Origin of the sequence: Paracoccus gahaiensis, assembly GCF_005048225.1 — a bacterium.
Classification (GTDB): domain Bacteria; phylum Pseudomonadota; class Alphaproteobacteria; order Rhodobacterales; family Rhodobacteraceae; genus Paracoccus; species Paracoccus gahaiensis.
Genome location: NZ_SUNI01000012.1, coordinates 120,109 through 136,299, shown reverse-complemented (window position 1 = coordinate 136,299; position 16,191 = coordinate 120,109). Strand labels below are relative to the sequence as shown.

Sequence of the window (16,191 nt, the reverse complement as noted above, 5' to 3'; positions counted from 1 at the left end):
CGCGCCGGACGCTTGCGCTAACCGAGGGTTCCACGCCCGGCGCGCTTGCCCTGAAACCATCCGCCGACTACCAATCTCAAACCGGCAGACTCTCGTTATGACCGAGGGACCCACGGGGGGCAGGTCAGCTGCAGCCGAGCGGGCCGATCTGCGCCTGCGGCATCGGGCCGAGCGGTTCCTCATTGCCCGTGCGGCTGCTATCAAGGCGCAGATCGATCCGCTGCGCGCTGAGGACCGGAGCCTTGTCCTGCGCGCCCTCGGCAAGGGGCGGTCCGCCGGGGTCACGTCCCGGGACCGGATGCACGAGATCCTAGCCGGCCTTCATGCTCGGGCTCCGTGGATGGCCCCGGCCGCCACCGCCGTGATGCGGAACATGGAGCGCGCGACCACGGCCGGGTCCGCACCGTTCCGGACGCCACCGATGGTCATTGTCGGTGGTCCAGGTATCGGCAAAAGTCGCTGGGCCCGGGATCTTGCCCAAGCCTTCGCGGTGCCCGCGATCGACGTGGACATCGGCGCGACGAACGGTGCCGTTTTCACCCTGTCCGGCACCGAACGCGGATGGGGTAGCGCCACACCCGGGCGTATCGTGCGCACGATGTTGACCACCCATGTCGTGAACCCGCTCGTTATCATCGACGAGGTGGACAAGATCCCCACCACCGTCGGCACCGTCCGGGGCGGTTCTCTTCCCGGAGCTGCGGAGGTCCTCAAGAGCATGATCGAGCCGACGACCGGAAGGACTTGGACCTGTCCCTGCCTCCAGCTGCCTGTCGACCTGTCGCGTGTCTCCTGGATCATGACGACCAACAGCATCGCCGGCATCCCCGCATCGCTTCTAGACCGCTGTCTGGTGATCAGCATTCCAGACCCCACACCCGAACAACTTCGCATGGTTGCGACCGAAAAAATTACGGGGATGGTCGCTGATCCCGATCTCCAACGCGACCTGCTCGCCCTGATCGGCACGTTCTTGAATGGTCGTTCCGCCGTCGGAAAGCGGACGTCGCTGAGACAAGTCATGAAGATGACCGACCGGATCACCGCCATCGGGGATCGCGACTTGCTAAACTGACGATCTGATTACTTGGAGAGGTGAGAATTTCAAGTTTCGCCTTGCCTGCATGGCTTTTCGAGTTCAGCGATTGTCAAGTTTCCGGCAGTCTGGAGGCGTCTCTATCGCTGATCTGAGAACTACCGAATAGATTCTCGCGGGAAATGGCCCGCCAAAGTCACCCGTCTTTTGACGCTGGCTTGAGCTGGACGGATGAACGTCCATGGTCACGACCTTCGGCGAGTGATGGCATAGCACGGCGGTGCCTAACCGACACTCAAACGCAGCCATGATCGCCGTCGTAAGGACACCATAGCTTTCGGCGCCGCGATATTTTGTGGGTTTGTTTCCCAAAGAGCTTCTCCTGTCTGCTGCATGTGTCTGGCCTCGCAACAAAAAGGAACGAGGCACATGTCACAGCCATTTGGCCCAAACGACTTTCTGACAACCGAAACTCTTCCCGGCGGCTATTTCGTTGCAGACGAGAAGATCTTCATCGGGGGGAAGAAACCCCAGTTCCTGGCGCGCACCTTCGCGTATCTCGGATTGGCCAGGAACGCCGGGTCATCGAATTGGGAGTTCCTGCTCGGCTTTAACGACCCCGACGGTGTCGGTCACGTGGTCCGATTGCCGACGGAACATCTCGCAGGGGACGGAAAGGAGTTGTGGAAGTTGTTGCTTCGTGCGGGCTATTTCCCCCCTGTCTCTCGTGCGGCAAGGGTGAGTTTCCTGAGCCTGCTCCAGGAACTCCGAAGTGACCGACGCGTCCTGATCGTCGACCGATCCGGTTGGGTCGATGGGACGTTCAGGCAGTTCGTTCTGCCAAACGGAGAAACCATCGGTTGCGAGGAAGAGGTGCTCTTGGCGGAAAACCTCGGCGGCGCCAGTCGTGGCTACGGCTCGGCGGGAATCCTCGCGGACTGGCAGGCCAGCATCGCGGGCCCATCCAAAGATAACAAGCTTCTCATCTTCGTCCTGTCGGCGGCGTTGGCCTCCGTGCTTCTGTGGCCGGCGCACATGGATGGGGGCGGTTTCAATCTGAAAGGCAGGACTACCGCCGGAAAGACGACGGCTCTGCGGACGGCGATGTCAATCTGGGCTAGCCATTTGGCGATCGAGACTTGGCGCGCCACCGACAACGGCCTCGAAGGTATTGCTGCGCTTGGTAACCACGTTGCGCTTATCGTGGATGAGCTGGGCAAGGCGGATCCACGAGTCGTGGCGCAAGCCGTCTACATGCTCGCAAATGGCGAAGGCAAGCGCCGTGCAGATGTCGAAGGCGTTGCAACGGCGGCACGACGGTGGCAAGTCCTGTTCATATCCTCCGGCGAGCTGGGTCTCCGCGAAATGTTGGCCAGCGATACGCGGAAGGCGCAGGCGGGGCAGTTCGTCCGACTCGTCGACGTCCCCGTCGATGGCGACACCCACGGCGTCTTTTCGAACGTGCCTGATGGCATGAAGCCCTCGCGATTTGCGAAGTCCTTGCGGCGCGGTGCGGCAGCCTCGTATGGCACCGCCGGTCCCGCCTTCGTCGCGGAACTGATCCGTTCGGGACGCTTGGCGGAGTTCGATGACGAGTTCGAACGACACAAAGAGCAACTCATGCGGAAACTGAATGGTCATCCCCTCACTCCGCAGCAGGAGCGCGTCTTCGAGCGTTTCGCGCTCATCAGCCTCGCCGGTTCCCTCGCCACCGAGTTCGGCGTCACCGGATGGGGCGACGGGGAGATCGTTCAGATGGCGGTGCTGAGTTTCTTCCGCAAGTGGCGAGAGGAGGACGAGCAAAGTTCCGGAGTTTCCGATACCAATGCCGCCATCGTTCGTGTGCGCGAGTTTCTTCTGCAGCACGAGCGTGAACGGTTCGTGACTACGAACTTTTCGGTCCCGAGATACATGGCGGGCTACTCGGACGACGAGGCGTTCTACATCCTCGAAAACGTGTGGCGGGACGAGATCCACAAGGGTCATGATCCGATGCGGGCGGCGCGGTCGCTGCTGGATCACGGCTTTCTGAGTCCCGAGGGCCCGAGACGCCTCAAGGCCAAGGTCCCCACGGGCCTGAACGGTGACCGTATTCGGGCGTTCAGGATCCTCAGGTCGATCCTCAGGGAGGACGACGACGCGTCCGTCGAGTTGCATGGGGGCGAAATCGCCACCGAGCAAGAACCCGATCAGCCTCCTTTCTGAACTGAGGGTTGTGCTGGGGGGACAACGGGGCAGGGTCTGTCCCGTTGTCCCGCCAGTCCCATTACCATCGTGGTAGGGATGGACGTTTTCATTACCCTAGGGCGCGGTCCGGTCGCCGACCCCGAATGGCGGGGTGCGGGACACTTCAGTGGTCTAGGTTTCCCACAGGCCTTGCGACGGTGACATCAAAGCGTTCGAAATGCCGCTCCATGATTCTTCGCATTGAACCGGATGACCCGATACTTCCCTCGGAACTGACTTAATCAGCATCCTGGCTTAGTTTAGGCTGGGACAGGCGGGACAATGGGACTCCGCTTATCGGAACGTCCCGTCCATTTCGTTGTCTGTAATGCTCATTTCCTATAAGTCAAACAGGGCCTCAAGAAATTCGATATCTTTCATCATCCGAGCCGCAATCAGTTCGTGCTCGACGCTATCCGGAGAATTTTGGGCGCTCAGTTCCCCAGAGAGAATGACTTCCGCGAGATCGCGTTCAAATTCAATAATTTTTCTACGCTTGAATGATAGTGCCCCTTGGCCCCGGGCGACCCACACTTCCGGGAAATACAGGCCATGTTGGGCGCAAAATACGTAAGGGTCGACATCGCACAAAAAAGCAATGACACCCAACTCCGAGACGCTCAGGTTGTCCTTATCGGAAGTCGTCGGCGGCTGGACGTATTCTTTCGGCATCTGGGCATTCATAACTTTATTGGCGGCATTGAGTGTTCGCTTCGGAAACTGATCCCGGTTGCTCAGAATGTTATGCGTCCCTTGCTCCTCGGTGGTGTCCATACCCTTTTGATAATTTTTCATGTGGACGACCCGAGCCGACATCACTTCTGTAACTATTCTACGGGCCTTTGCGAGTATGTTCAAAATTTCAACATATATCGCTAGCAGTTCGTTGTCCTGCCCCTTCCCACTGGATTTGTTGCGCGTTCCGGATCTTTTGATGCGGGCACGCAAAGCATCGCCGTGAAGAGGGCTTGAATCCGTGTCGCCATGGAACGCGATCCGATGCTTGCGTCCCTCGTTCTGAACCGCTTCGAGATAGGTGTGGACGATGTCAGCGGCTATGGGCCTCGGCTCTTCCTTTCGACTGACGGCAGAACGCTCTGCGGCAGCCATGATCTCCGGCGCAGCGAAGACCAAGTATCCCCCTGGCGTGTCGCGGGCATCAGCAGCCGTGGCCGCTCCGCCTTTGTTAGTTGCATAGAACAGACGATGGATCTCCGGCATCAGCGCGAACGCCCAAGTTTCGAAGCCGACACGAACTCGGTCCTCGGCGATATCGAGCTGACGCCGTCCTTGGGGAAGTTTCTGTAGGTCAATTGTGGGAAGAAGGAGGACGAGATAACCCAGCTCGCGGAACTGCTTTCTCTGCCAAGTGTCTATGGCCGGAAGCCGAGAAACATCCTCGTCGGAGCCGTGCATGTGGACCTTGATGGGTCTGAAATTGACCCTTTTGATGACCCAAGTTGGGACACTTTCGCCATTCTGTCCATGACGCGCTGGATCGTAGATCAGGATAGCAGGCTGCAGATAAACGAATGACATCGTCTCGGGGTTGAAGCCTGAAGGAAAGCGCCGTTCATCAACACGGCGCCGCATCTGCTTCATCATCTCATCATAGATGCCACTGAAGTCTCGAATATCAGAAATCAAATTTTCATCCTTTGTTTCCCAAGTTCCCTCCACGCCCAAAACTACGGTCTCGGCATCTAATCTCGAATCAAGGTGTCCACATGTTCGTCACACAAAAGCGCCTCGGCCAAGAGCCGTTTTCCGTTCCGGACCGTCGGGATCGTGTTGAGAGTGACGTGAAATTCGGGTATCATCAACATGTTCTTCGGCGTGCCTCAACGAGTTCAAAGGCGGCGTTCCTCAGGCTTACCCAGTTCAGATTCGACCGCCTCATTCAGACGTTTCAGAGGGCCACGATAGGCGTCCTGCTGCATCGGCTATGCACTTGCTTTAGGTCGCATAGATATCACACTCAGCAACGCCCTGCAGAGCGCTGCGGAGTCGGCTCCCGCCCGCAGGAACTGGCACAGCTGTATCAGGGGTTGGTTCACACTGCGGACCGCATGCCGGTGAAGATATTCTTCAAACTGCAAACGCCGAAACAGGGTTGGTCGGAGATGTCCAACGGTGGAAACGAAGCGCAAGACATTGAGGCGGTCAGCTGATGGGGAGGGATACGCCGATACTCGCCAGCGAGGAGCGCGCAGCTAGGCTTCTTGACCTTAGCCTGAAGCAGTTTCGGGCAATGGTCGATGGCGGGCATCTGCCGAAGGGTAGGGAAATTGCGCCAGGGCTGGTGCGGTGGGTCGTAGATGATCTGGGCAGAATAGCGACCGGGAACGCTGTCGATGGAATGGGGGACGTAAGGTGGTGAAGGGAAAGAAGTTCATATGGCACCACCCGGCCGGCAGGATCTATGTCCGTATCAAGGGCAAGCTGCATCGCATCAAGGCTGCCGAGGGCACTCCGGAATTTGATGCTGAATACTGGGCGATCATGACCGGCAAGCGGATGCAGGCCAAGACGTCATGGAAGGCCCTGATGGACGATTATCGCACGTCCGATCGATGGATCAGCCTCAAGCCTCGCACGCGCTCGGACTATGACCGGGTCATGGATTACCTGCGCGAAAAGATCGGCGACCGTGATGTGAAGGCACTGACGCGCTCGGATGTGATCGCGGCCCAAAAGGCTAATAGCCACCGGACCCGGTTCGTGAACTATATCCCGCAGATGCTTGTAATCCTGTGCGAGCATGCGATCGACCTCGGCTGGATCAGCACTAACCCCGCCAAGGGCGTTCGGACCCTCAAGACGCCGGATGCGCGCAAGCGCGAGCACCTGCCATGGCCGGATTGGGCCGTGGATAAGTTCCGCGCACAGGCGAGGGGCCTTCCGGCCCTGATCTTTGAGATTGGCGTGGGCAGCGTTCAGCGTCCCGGCGACTGGATGGGCTTCAAGTGGGGCGACTATGATGGCGATTCGCTGGTCCTGAGACAGAACAAAACCGACAAGCCCCTGGTGCTGCCTTGCACCGAGATGCTGCGCGCCGCCCTGGACGTGGCCAAGCAATCTCTGGGCGCCACCCCGATCGCGGGACGGCCGATCTTGATCAAACGGGATGGCAACCCGATCAGCTACCGCTACATGGCAGACATGATGCTAAAAGAGCGTCGGCGCCTCGGCCTGGATGCCTACGACCTGCATGCCCTCCGCTATCGCGGCGTCAAGGAACTAGCGTGGGCGGGCTGTGATGACGACGAGATCGCGGCCTATTCCGGCCATGCCACCAAGGACATGATCGTGAAGTATGCCGGCGAGGCGAGGCAGGAGATGCGGGCCCGTCAGGCGCGGCAAAAGCGGCGTTGAACGGAACGGGTCCAGAACGCGAACGTGATACCCTGACTGATACCCCCGGGGGGGCGACGCTCTAAAAGTCGAGGAAACACTGGAGGCGGGTACCGGAATCGAACCGGTCTTCACGGATTTGCAATCCGGTGCGTAACCTCTCCGCCAACCCGCCGCCGTCGAGAGTGGCCGTGTCCTAGCGGATTGCCGCGACCCATGCAAGACGCGATCCGGTGCGCCGATGTGCGGCGTTGCCCAGCATGGGGAAACATGGCAAGAGTCGCGCGAACAGGTCGAGCAGAGGTTCCCCCGAGATGAGCGATTTCGCCACGCGCCGCACGATGATGGTCGACACCCAGGTTCGCCCCAGCGATGTCACGAGGTTCCCGGTGATCGAGGCGATGCTGACCATCCCGCGCGAGGATTTCGTCCCCGCCAACCGCCGCGCGGTCGCCTATTCGGGCGAGAACCTGGACATTGGCCATGGGCGCGTCATGCTGGAGCCGCGCACCCTGGCCAAGCTGGTCGATGCGCTGGACATCCAGCCCGACGAGCTGGTCCTGGATCTGGGCTGCGGCTACGGCTATTCCGCCGCCGTGATGGCACGCATGGCCGAGGCGGTCGTGGCGATCGAGGATCAGGCCGAGCTGGCCTCCGAGGCCGAGCGGCGCCTGTCCGAAGCCTCGATCTTCAACGTCGCGGTCCTGCAGGCGCCGCTGACCGAGGGTGCGCCCAAGCAGGGCCCCTATGATGTCATCCTGATCGAGGGCGCGATCGAAGAGGTGCCGCCCGCGATCCTCGACCAGCTGCGCGATGGCGGGCGGATCGGCGCCTTGTTCACCGAGGGCGCCCTGGGCGTGGCGCGGATCGGCACGCGGCTGAACGGGCGCATGACCTGGCGTTATGCCTTCAATGCCCGCGCCCCTTTGCTGGCAGGCTTCGTGCGCCAGCGCGGGTTCGTGCTATGAACCGCCTGTCGCGCATCGCGGGCCTGGCCCTTCTGGCCCTGACCGTGGCGCTGCCCGCCCGGGCCGAATCGCTGGCCGACACGATGGTCTCGGCCTATCGGCATTCCGCCCTGATCGAACAGAACCGCGCGGTCCTGCGCGCCGCCGACGAGGGCGTCGCCGCCTCGGTCGCGGCGCTGCGCCCGGTGGTCGAATGGGTGCTGCGTCAAAGCGCCTCCCGCGACGAGGGGTCGACGACCGCGCGTTCGACCTCGATGTCACTGGCGGCTTCGCTGACGCTGTACGATTTCGGCCGCTCGCAGCTGGCCATCGACGGGGCGAAGGAGCAGGTGCTGGCCACGCGGCAGGCACTGATCTCGATCGAACAGGACATCCTTCTGGCCGCGACCCTGGCCTATTTCCAGGTGCGCGAGGCGATCCAGCAGGTCGCCCTGCAGGAGAACTCGGTCGAGGTGCTGTCCACCGAACGCCAGGCCGCGCAGGACCGCTTCGACGTGGGCGAGATCACCGTGACCGACGTTGCGCTGGCCGATGCCGCGCTGGCGGCGACGCGCGCCAGCCTCGCCTCGGCCACCGGCGATCTGGAGATCGCCCGCGAGGCCTATCAGGCCGCGACCGGGCGCCAGCCCGCCTCCCTCGATGCCCCGCCGCCGCTGCCCAGCCTGCCCGGCACGCTGGACGAGGCGCGGCGCATCGCCCAGACTTCGCATCCGGCCATCGGCCAGTCGCAGCGCCAGGCCGCCGCCGCCGAGATCGGCGTCGCGGCTGCCGCCGCCGAGCGCAACCCGACCCTGTCGGGCACTGCCAGCGTCGGCGTCTCCCGTGCGCCGCGCGCCAGTCTGGGCGGCGATGACGGAACCCGCAATTCGTCATCGGTGGGGCTGGAACTCAGCCAGACGCTCTATTCCGGGGGGCGGCTGTCGGCGTCGCATCGCCGCGCCATGGCCGAACGCGACCAGGCGCGGGCCAGCCTCTTGAACACCGCCCGCCAGATCAGCCAGCAGGTCGGCGAGAACTGGGCCAATATCGCGGTGGCCGGCGCCCAGATCACCGCGATCGACCAGCAGATCTCGGCCGCGCAGCAGGCCTATGACGGCGTGCGCGAAGAGGCTCTGCTGGGCGCACGCACCACGCTGGATGTGCTGGATGCCGAACAGTCGCTCTTGGAGGCGCGGGCGGACCGGATCACGGCCGAATCGAACCTGCAATTAGCTCATTATCAACTTCTGGCTGCTATGGGTCTTCTGACGGTAGAAAATCTCAACCTGGGAATTCCGACCTATGACCCTTCGCAATATTACAACGCGGTGCGCGATGCGCCCACGACCAGCAAGCAGGGCGAAAGCCTGGACCGCGTGCTGCGCGCCCTCGGGCGCAACTGACCCCGACCTGCGGGGGGCGCCATGAGCCGCCCCCGCCGCACGGCCCGCAGCGGGGCCGACAGCCCGCGCCCCCTCACGCCCCGGGCGGCGCCAGACCCCGGCCCCGAGGCTCCCCCGCCGTCCCGAACGCCGCGCAAGGCCCCGCCTGCCAGCCGCATCGCGACACCTGACCAGCCTGCACAGACCCCGCCCGCCCGCGTGCCCCGCCCCCGTCGCAGGACTGCCGCTGCCCCGACCTCAGCCGAGCCGCCGGCGGACCACGCCTCTGCGAGCTCCCCACGCCAGATCGACGTTGACCACGACGCGGTCACCTGGCCCGGCGACGAGTTCGTCTTTGACAGGGACCCGATCCTTCCCGATCTGTCAGGGCCATCGGCCCTGCCCCGCGTCCTGGCAGAGCCTTTGCCCGCTGCTGCCACGGCGCGCCCCCGCTGGTCCGTCGCCCTCGCCCCTGGCGAGGCCGCCCGCGAGATTGCCCGCATCCGGGCGGGCATGGTGCAGATCCGCCAGATGATCGATGGACCTCTCCCGACCGGAGAGGCCGCCTGGACGATGCTGCAGCGCCTGTGTCGCGATCCCCTGCCACAGGGCCACCAGGCGGGCAGCACGGCCGCGATGGCGCGGCTGATGGCCTTTCCGCCCTCTGCGATCTCATCCACGGCACGGGCTGGCGACCCGGGCCTGGCCCCTGGCGGCAAACGCCCCCTCCGCAACGGCAAGGCGCAGGGACCGCTCTCCGCACACAAGACGGGGCAGGGGTCTGCGCCGGGCAGCACGTCGCCCGGCGCCCGGGACATCCGCCCCGCATCCTCGCCCTCGGTAGGTGGACGGATCGCGGGTCCGGCAGGGACCCGACAGCCGATATCCGCAGCGATGGGTCCCGCCTCGTGGCCCGCGCACTGGTCCGGCCTGCCGATCGCCTGTCTGTCGGAAACGAACCCCTTTCCGGCCGAGTTGCTGATGCCGGCCACCTTAGTGCTGCAACGCTCCGCCCCGCAGCCATTCAGCTCCTGGCCGGTCACTTTTGGCCCTTGTCTGGCCAAGACCGCTGACATGGCACCGGCGCGGTCCCGGGTGGCGCAACTTCTGGCGGCCTGGGCCGACTGGCTGCTGTGGCGGCTTCAACCGCCCCGCATCCCGCAAAGCGCTTCTCAGGATGGTTCCTCGGCTGCGGCGGCAAACGCGCTGTCCGGGTCTACTCAGTCGGAGGCCGCGACTCAGGACCCCGCGCCCCTCATCGCGCCGTCCGACGCCCAAGGCCACACTGCCGCAAACGATGCGATGCCTTCCTTTGCGAAAGGCGAGTGTGCCGATCCGGAGCACCACCTCGCGCAGGACATGCTGCAGGATCCTGCGCCCGCCTCCGCTCTGACGCTGACCGACGAGGCCGTCGCGCTGGCCCTTGTTCGGGCCTTGGAGGACAACAGCCTGCGGGTCCGGCTGCAGGACATGATCCGCGACGAGTTGGCCGGAGAGATGGGCGCGCGGTTCTCGGGCAACCTTCAGGCCGTCATCCGCCGCGAGGTCGCGTCCGGCCTCGACGACCGGCTGACGCATCTCTGAGGGCTGCCGGTGGCGGCGGGGTCAGTTCAGCATCCGCTCGGGGTCGACGCTCTCAAAGCCCCGGCGGATCTCGAAATGGACGAAGCCGTCGTTCCCTGCGCGGCCGAGGGACTGGCCCGCGCTCACGCTGTCGCCCTTGGCCACGTCCAGGCCGTCAAGGCCGGTATAGACGGTCATCAGATCCCCCTCGTGGCGGACCACGATGATCGGCACGCCGGCGCTGTCCTGGGTGATCGCCGCCACCTGGCCGGTTCCCGCCGCATTGACCGGCGTGCCACTGGCGGCGGCGATGTCGATCCCGTCATTGCGGCCCTTTTCATAGACACGGATGATCGCGCCATCGACCGGCATGCGGAACGGCCCGCTCCCTCCCGAGGCGGCGGTCCGCGTGGCGCCCAGATCGGTCTGCGGAGCATCGGGGGCCGGGGCGCCGGCCTCGGGCGTGTCCTCGTCCGGCAGGGGCTGAGTGGAGGAGGGCGGCGTGGGCGTGGGGCTGCCTTCGCCCGGCGCGGTGGCGGCCAGGCGGTCGGGGCTCTGGCCCGGCTGCGGGACGATCAGGCGCTGGCCGGTGCGCAGGCTCATGTCCCCCGGCAGGCCGTTCCACGAGGCGAGATCCTGCACCGTCACGTCATAGCGTCGAGCGATGGCCCAGGCCGTCTCGCCTGCCGCCACGACATGCTGTCGTGGCTCGGCCCCTGCCGCGGGGGCCGCTGTGGCCGCTGGCGCCGCCGCGGGGTTTGCCCCTGCTGCCGTTGCGGCGGCGAAGGGATCGCGCACGATCGTCGTGCCGCCGCCCGGGCGCCCGGCGGGTGCTCCCGCCGCGACCTGACGCGGCAGGACCAGCACCGCGCCCGGCATCAGCGCCGCATCCGGGGGCAGCGCGTTGTGGGCGGCCAGCTCGGCCGGCTGCAGCCCCAGACGGGTCGCGACGCTGGCGGGCGTGTCGCCGGCCTGCGCCAGTGCCACCTGTCCGCCGGCAAAGCTGATGACGCCCCGGGCATCGGGTGCCGGGCGCGGCCCGGCCGAGGCGGCGGCGGCGGCCGTGTCCATGCCGCCCATCAACCCGCGCAGATCCGGGTCGAACCGGCCATCGGCCCCGCACGAGACCAGCGCCGCCAAGGCCGTTCCGCCCAGCACCGCGCGAAAGTGAAATCTGCTCATGATCCTGTCCTCAGCCTGCCTCTGGGTGGCCGGGGGTCATGTCTGGCCCAACCCCTCCACCAGCGGCACGAACCGCACCTGCCGCAATTCGTCATAGTCGAACCCGGCCTGCGACCGGGTGACCCGGATCAGGGTCTGCACCGCATCCGACTGTCCGACAGGCACCACCATGATACCGCCGATCTTCAGCTGTGCCAACAGCGGGCCGGGCGGATCCTCGGCAGCGGCGGTCACAAGAATGCGGTCGAAGGGCGCCAGATCGGGCAGCCCGCGCGACCCGTCGGCCACCTGCGCGATGATGTTGTGCAGGCCCAGGGTCTGAAAGATCGCCTCGGCCTCGACGACCAGGCGGCGGTGGCGGTCCACCGTATAGACCCTGCGCGCCAGCCCCGACAGGACCGCCGCCTGATAGCCCGAGCCGGTGCCCACCTCCAGCACGGTGTCGCGCGGCCCCACCTCCAGTGCCTGGCTCATCAGCCCCACGACCGAGGGCTGGCTGATCGTCTGCCCGCAGGGGATGGGCAGGGGGGTGTCCTCATAGGCGCGGTCGGCGAACTGGCCGCGCACGAACAGGCCCCGGTCGATCGCCTCCATCGCCGCCAGCACGCGCGCATCGGTCACCCCGCGCGAGCGCAGCTGGAACAGGAAGCGCATCTTGCGCTCGGCGGGGCTGTCCCCGTCGGGATCGCTGCTGTCGGCGTCGCTCATCGCGCGGGCCCGTCCTTGGCGCCCGGTCCCTCCAGCGCGCGGGCCAGATCGTCCAGCGAGGCGTGGCAGGTCAGGTCCGCCCGCATCGGCGTGACCGAGACATAGCCCTCGAGGCTGACCGCCACATCGCTGCCCGCGCGCGCCGGCGCCTGCTGCGAGCCGCCCGCGATCCACATGAACTGCCGCCCGTTGGGCGCCGTATAGGGCACCACGCCAAAGCGCGAGCCGCGCCGCTGCCCCTGCGGGGCGACCTTGAGGCCACGCACCCCGCTCGCGGGCAGGGGGGGGAAATTCACGTTGTAGAACAGCCGGAAATCCTCGTCCGAGGTCCAGTCGCCGTGATCCAGAAGCTGCCGGATGATGCGGGCGCCATGGCTGCGCGCGGCCTCGAAGGGATCGTCCAGTCCGGCGGTCTCGGGCCCCAGATATTGCGACAGCGCGATGGCGGGCAGGCCCTGTAGGGCCGCCTCCATGGCACCGCCGATCGTGCCGGAATACATCGCGTTCTCGCCCGCATTGTTGCCGCGATTGACGCCCGACAGGACCAGATCGGGCAGGCCCTCGCGCATCAGCTCGCCCACCGCGGCCAGCACGCAATCGGCCGGACTGCCCTCGGCGGCATAGCGGCGGGGCGCCAGCCGGGCGATCATCGTGGGATGGGAATAGCTGATGCAATGGCCCACGCCCGACTGCTCGAAGGCGGGGGCGACGGTCCAGACTTCGCCCGTGGGGCCGGCCAGTTCCGTGGCGATCTGGTCCAGCACCTCCAGCCCCGGGGCGTTGATCCCGTCGTCATTGGTGATGAGAATCCGCATCCTGCCCCCTGTCCGACCCGGCCGCCCGTGCGGAACCCTGTCCCTGCACGCGGTTGCGCCTCGATCTGCTTAGCGGTGGCCCGGCTTCGCTTCAACCCGTTCCTGCGGGGCAGGGGCCGGACCAGACCGGTCGGTGCGGATTGGGCGGGCAGGCGGCCCGGTCCCGACCGAAGCGGTTTGACCTTGGCGGCCGGGCGGGGCATCCTCGGGTCGAGCGCAAGAGGCCCGGGACGCGATGCAGATCTATCTTCCCATTGCCGAGGTCTCGGTCAACGCCTTCGTGCTGATGGGCCTGGGCGGCCTGGTCGGCGTCATGAGCGGCCTCTTCGGCGTCGGCGGCGGCTTCCTGATCACGCCGTTGCTGTTCTTCATCGGCATTCCCCCGGCCATCGCGGTCGCCACCGGGGCCAACCAGGTCGTCGCCTCCTCGGTTTCGGGCGTGCTGGCGCATATGAAGCGCAAGACCGTCGACTTCCGCATGGGGGGCGTGCTGCTGGCGGGCGGCATGGTGGGTTCGGCCCTGGGGGTGCTGGTCTTCAACATCCTGCAGCAGATGGGCCAGGTCGAGCTGGTCGTGCAGCTGTGCTATGTCGTCTTTCTGGGCCTGATCGGCGCGATGATGCTGCAGGAGAGCCTGCGCGCGCTGCTGCGGGCCCGCCATCCCACCGGGCGGCGGCGCCTGCACCAGCACATGTGGGTGCATCGCTGGCCGCTCAAGATGAAGTTCCGCGCCTCGGGTCTTTACATCAGCACCATCCCGCCGCTGCTGGTCGGCGTCGCGGTGGGCGTGCTGGCGGCGATCATGGGGGTGGGCGGCGGCTTCATCATGGTGCCCGCGATGATCTATCTGCTGGGAATGCCCACGAAGGTCGTGGTGGGCACCTCGCTGTTCCAGATCACCTTCGTCACCGCCTTCACCACGCTGATGCATGCGGTCAGCTACAACACCGTCGACGTGATGCTGGCGGTGCTGCTGATCGTGGGGGGCGTCGTGGGGGCGCAGATCGGCACCACCCTGGGCGCCCGGCTGCGGGCCGAACAGCTGCGCCTCCTGCTGGCGCTGCTGGTGCTGGCGGTCTGCGGCAAGCTGGCACTGGACCTGTTCCTGCGCCCCGACGACCTGTTCTCGATCACGACGCGGGGGCAATGATGCGCGGCGCGATCCTGACCCTGCTGGCGCTGCTGCTGGCCCCGGTCCTGTCCGCCCCGGCACAAGCGCAGGGCAGCGGATCGACCATGCCCGCCGATCCCGAGGCCGGCCTGCTGCCGCAGACCGAGGCGCGCCCGGACTGGCTGCTGTTTCCCGACCCCCGCGAGTCGCGCGGCCCCCTGCCCGAGGCGGCCGAGGGCCCCGCCGAGCAGGTCGTGGCCGGGCTGTCGAACAGCTCGGTGGCGATCACCACCAGCTTCGACGGCTCGGACATCCTGATCTACGGGGCCATCAAGCGGCAGACGCCGATCCCCGAGACGCCCCTGGACGTGATCGTCACGATCGAGGCGCCCTCGCAGCCGCTGACCATCTGGCAGAAACAGCGCCGCGCCGGCATCTGGATCAACACCGACCGGGTCGAGATCGGCGCCGCCCCCAGCTTCTACGCGGTGGCCACCACCCGCCCGCTGGACCAGATCCTGGACCCGGACTGGGACAACCGCTATCGCATCTCGCTGCCCCTCGTGCTGCGCGCCTTCGCCGGCGCACCGCAGGTCGAGGACACGCTGCCCTATACCGAGGCGCTGATCCGCCTGCGCCGGCAGAACGGCCATTACCGGCTGGAGGAGAACGCCGTCGCCCTGGTCGAGGACACGCTGTTCCGCACCGACATCCGCCTGCCCGCCAACCTGATCGAGGGCGACTATCGCGCCCGCATCTTCCTTCTGCGCGGCGGCGAGGTCATCGACGCCTATGGCGCGGCCATCGAGGTCCGCAAGGTGGGGCTGGAACGCTGGCTCTATCGCTTGGCCTTCGACCAGCCGCTGCTCTACGGGCTGATGTCGCTGGCGGTGGCGGTCATCGCGGGCTGGGGGGCGTCGGCGGCGTTCCGGAAATTGCGGCGGGCGTAGGGCGGCTGTTCAGCAAGGTCGCGCTTCAGCCCGGCAGCGTGACGATGATGGCACCGCGATGCGTCGCCACCACGGTATGCTCGTATTGCACCACCGGAGCCCGGGGCGTGCTGTACAGCGTCCACTCGTCACGGGTGCCGGACGTCGCCCACATCCCGCCGCGCGACAGGAACGGCTCGACCGTCAGGACGAGGCCGTTGTGCATCCGGCGCCTGTCGCCCTTGGTGGGCCATGTCGCGATCTCTCCGGGATCTTCGTGCAGGGCCTTGCCCACGCCATGGCTGGCCAGGTTGCGGATCAGCGTGTAGCCGCGCTTGGAGGCAAAGCTGCCGATGGCATTGCCGATCCCGGCCAGGGGCTTATCATGGCCGACCTGCGCGATGCCGATCCGCATCGCGCGCCGGCCATCCCGGCACAGCCGGTCCAGTACGGGCCGCACCGCGCCCAGACAGAACGTCGCCCCGGTATCGGCGAAATAGCCGTCCAGCGATGCCGACACGTCGATATTGACCAGATCGCCCAAGGCCAGCCTGCGCTCGCCCGGGATGCCATGCGCGATCTCTTCGTTGACGCTGATGCAGGTGGCGCCCGGAAAGCCATAAGTGGCCTGCGGCGCCGGAATGGCGCCCTCGCGTTCCAGCATCTCGCGGCCAAGGTCGTCCAGTTCTCGTGTCGTCATGCCCGGCTCCATCACCGCCGCCATGTCCTGCATGGTGTTGGCGACGATGCGCCCGATACGCTTCAGGCCGTCCAACTCGTCATCATGCGTGATCGTCATCGTCTGGCCTCGTTTGGGTCCGGGAGGGGTTGCGAACAATCTTAGCACCCGCAGACCGCCCTGTCCCCCCGGCAAGGAAGGCCGTCGCCAAAAACCAGACGGCCCCGCGATCGCTCGCGGGGCCGGTCCTCCCTCGGGG

General features: G+C 65.9%; 13 protein-coding genes and 1 tRNA gene. 8 read left to right on the top strand and 6 right to left on the bottom strand.

The window, feature by feature from the left end; genetic code table 11:
* The first annotated feature begins 97 nt into the window (after positions 1 to 97).
* Positions 98 to 1,075, top strand: a complete 978-nt coding sequence (locus tag FA743_RS13055) for an AAA family ATPase (protein WP_136886537.1) — start codon at positions 98 to 100, stop codon at positions 1,073 to 1,075.
* A gap of 390 nt (positions 1,076 to 1,465) precedes the next feature.
* Positions 1,466 to 3,241 (top strand): DUF927 domain-containing protein, encoded by a 1,776-nt coding sequence (locus FA743_RS13050; protein ID WP_169308884.1) that lies wholly within the window; start codon positions 1,466 to 1,468, stop codon positions 3,239 to 3,241.
* 360 nt (positions 3,242 to 3,601) lie between these two features.
* On the opposite strand, the gene FA743_RS13045 is transcribed toward FA743_RS13050, so the two are convergent.
* Positions 3,602 to 4,909, bottom strand: coding sequence for a hypothetical protein (locus tag FA743_RS13045; protein WP_136886535.1), 1,308 nt, complete (start codon positions 4,907 to 4,909; stop codon positions 3,602 to 3,604).
* A gap of 729 nt (positions 4,910 to 5,638) precedes the next feature.
* On the opposite strand from FA743_RS13045, the gene FA743_RS13035 reads away from it, so the two are divergent.
* The gene (locus FA743_RS13035) at positions 5,639 to 6,637 is read left to right on the top strand and encodes a site-specific integrase (protein WP_246054955.1); all 999 of its coding nucleotides are present in this window, start codon (positions 5,639 to 5,641) and stop codon (positions 6,635 to 6,637) included.
* An 80-nt stretch (positions 6,638 to 6,717) separates the two neighbouring features.
* On the opposite strand, the gene FA743_RS13030 is transcribed toward FA743_RS13035, so the two are convergent.
* Positions 6,718 to 6,791 (bottom strand) — tRNA-Cys (locus FA743_RS13030).
* Between the two features lie 139 nt (positions 6,792 to 6,930).
* Here FA743_RS13030 and FA743_RS13025 point away from each other — a divergent pair.
* From FA743_RS13025 to FA743_RS13015, 3 genes are all read left to right on the top strand, one after another.
* Positions 6,931 to 7,584, top strand: coding sequence for a protein-L-isoaspartate O-methyltransferase family protein (locus FA743_RS13025; RefSeq protein WP_136886532.1), 654 nt, complete (start codon positions 6,931 to 6,933; stop codon positions 7,582 to 7,584).
* Positions 7,581 to 8,966: a TolC family outer membrane protein gene (locus FA743_RS13020; RefSeq protein ID WP_136886531.1), complete on the top strand. Its 1,386-nt coding sequence runs from the start codon at positions 7,581 to 7,583 to the stop codon at positions 8,964 to 8,966. The genes FA743_RS13025 and FA743_RS13020 overlap by 4 nt, the downstream gene beginning before the upstream one ends.
* A 492-nt stretch (positions 8,967 to 9,458) precedes the next feature.
* Positions 9,459 to 10,529: a hypothetical protein gene (locus tag FA743_RS13015; protein ID WP_136886530.1), complete on the top strand. Its 1,071-nt coding sequence runs from the start codon at positions 9,459 to 9,461 to the stop codon at positions 10,527 to 10,529.
* Between the two features lie 21 nt (positions 10,530 to 10,550).
* Here the strand turns inward: FA743_RS13015 and FA743_RS13010 are convergent, their stop codons facing one another.
* From FA743_RS13010 to surE, 3 genes are read right to left on the bottom strand one after another with little or no spacing between them, the layout of a single operon-like run.
* Positions 10,551 to 11,690, bottom strand: coding sequence for a M23 family metallopeptidase (locus tag FA743_RS13010; protein WP_136886529.1), 1,140 nt, complete (start codon positions 11,688 to 11,690; stop codon positions 10,551 to 10,553).
* Positions 11,691 to 11,726: 36 nt separating this feature from the next.
* Positions 11,727 to 12,398, bottom strand: coding sequence for a protein-L-isoaspartate(D-aspartate) O-methyltransferase (locus tag FA743_RS13005; protein WP_136886528.1), 672 nt, complete (start codon positions 12,396 to 12,398; stop codon positions 11,727 to 11,729).
* Complete coding sequence (gene surE / locus FA743_RS13000; RefSeq protein ID WP_136886527.1) at positions 12,395 to 13,213, bottom strand: 5'/3'-nucleotidase SurE; 819 nt, start codon at positions 13,211 to 13,213, stop codon at positions 12,395 to 12,397. The genes FA743_RS13005 and surE overlap by 4 nt, the downstream gene beginning before the upstream one ends.
* Positions 13,214 to 13,448: 235 nt before the next feature.
* Here surE and FA743_RS12995 point away from each other — a divergent pair, with 235 nt between their 5' ends.
* The gene (locus FA743_RS12995; protein WP_136886526.1) at positions 13,449 to 14,363 is read left to right on the top strand and encodes a sulfite exporter TauE/SafE family protein; all 915 of its coding nucleotides are present in this window, start codon (positions 13,449 to 13,451) and stop codon (positions 14,361 to 14,363) included.
* Positions 14,363 to 15,274, top strand: coding sequence for a TIGR02186 family protein (locus FA743_RS12990; RefSeq protein ID WP_246054954.1), 912 nt, complete (start codon positions 14,363 to 14,365; stop codon positions 15,272 to 15,274). Before FA743_RS12995 ends, FA743_RS12990 begins: the two co-directional genes overlap by 1 nt.
* Positions 15,275 to 15,299: 25 nt before the next feature.
* On the opposite strand, the gene map is transcribed toward FA743_RS12990, so the two are convergent.
* Positions 15,300 to 16,052: a type I methionyl aminopeptidase gene (gene map, locus FA743_RS12985; protein ID WP_136886525.1), complete on the bottom strand. Its 753-nt coding sequence runs from the start codon at positions 16,050 to 16,052 to the stop codon at positions 15,300 to 15,302.
* Between the last annotated feature and the right edge of the window lie 139 nt (positions 16,053 to 16,191).